This window comes from Streptomyces bluensis (genome assembly GCF_014650715.1).
In the GTDB taxonomy this organism is placed as follows: domain Bacteria; phylum Actinomycetota; class Actinomycetes; order Streptomycetales; family Streptomycetaceae; genus Streptomyces; species Streptomyces bluensis.
In genome coordinates this window covers 1-1,440 of the sequence record NZ_BMVM01000047.1, presented here as the reverse complement: position 1 = coordinate 1,440, position 1,440 = coordinate 1, and the positions used below count along the sequence as shown (strand labels likewise).

Here is a 1,440-nt window from a genome sequence, read left to right as displayed (position 1 = left end):
TGGATGGGCGGTGCAAGGCGTTTGGTGAGGGTGCGGATGGGACGGTGTGGGGTGAGGGTGCTGGGGTTCTGGTTCTGGAGCGGTTGTCGGATGCCCGCCGCAAGGGGCATCCGGTGTTGGCGGTGGTGCGGGGGAGTGCGGTCAATCAGGATGGTGCGTCGAACGGTCTGACCGCGCCGAATGGTCCGTCCCAGCAACGCGTCATCCGCCAGGCACTGAAGTCGGCCGGGGTTTCGGCTGCCGACGTCGATGTCGTCGAGGCACACGGCACGGGCACGGCGCTCGGTGACCCGATCGAGGCGCAGGCGCTGCTCTCCACCTACGGGCAGGAACGCACCGACGGGCCGTTGTGGCTGGGTTCGGTGAAGTCGAATCTCGGGCACACGCAGGCCGCGGCCGGTGTGGCGGGGGTCATGAAGATGGTGTTGGCGATGCGGCGGGAGGCTCTGCCCGCGACGTTGCACGTGGATCGGCCTTCCTCGCATGTGGACTGGGAGGCGGGGCAGGTTCGGCTGTTGACGGAGTCCCGGTCGTGGCCGCGTGGTGAGCGGCCGAGGCGGGCGGGTGTCTCGGCGTTCGGGATCAGCGGCACCAACGCCCACGTCATCCTCGAAGAAGCCCCCGAGCCCGAACAGCCGGAACAGCCAGAGCAGCCCGAGCAGCCCGAGCGGTCGGAGCGGTCGGAGCAGCATGTGCGGCCGGAGCCGCCGGTACGCGACGCCTCGCTCCCGCTCGTTCCCTGGGTCCTGTCCGCCCACCGCCCCGAGTCACTGGCCCAGCAGGCAGCCCGTCTCGCAGCGGCGCTCACCGATGACCACGCAGCACACGACATCGGCCACTCGCTGGCCACCACCCGTGCCGCCCTGGCCCACCGCGCCGTCGCCCTCGGCCCCGACACCCCGACGCTGGCCACCGCCCTCGGGTCTTTCGGCACCGGGACGATGAGCCCGGACATCGTCACCGGCACCGTCACCGAGGGCGGTACGGCGTGGCTGTTCACCGGGCAGGGCAGTCAACGCCCGGGAATGGGAAGGGAGTTGTATGACCGGTTCCCCGTGTTCGCGGGGACCTTCGACGAGGTGTGCGCGCACCTCGACGGGGAGTTCGACGGCGCCGCCGGCTTCACCACGGGCGTACGGGCCGCGGTCTTCGCGTCCGAGGGCTCGGCGGAAGCCGCGCTGCTGGACCGTACCGGCTATGCGCAGGCCGCGCTGTTCGCCGTACAGGTGTCCCTGGTAGAGCTGCTGCGCTCCTGGGGGACAGAGCCGGACTGCGTGGTCGGACACTCCGTGGGCGAGTTCGCGGCGGCGTATGCGGCCGGTGTCTTCGAACTCCCGGACGCGGTAAGGCTGGTGGCGGGGCGTGCGCGGCTGATGCAGGCTCTTGCCGAGGGCGGCGCGATGGCCGCGATCGAGGCCACCGAGGACGAGGTCGCCGGGG

1 protein-coding gene is annotated in these 1,440 nt (G+C 71.2%); it reads left to right on the top strand.

Annotation, left to right across the window (positions count from 1 at the left end; all coding sequences use genetic code 11):
• Window positions 1-1,440 (top strand): acyltransferase domain-containing protein (locus tag IE262_RS39030; protein WP_189880394.1); only part of this gene is annotated, 1,440 nt, incomplete at both ends.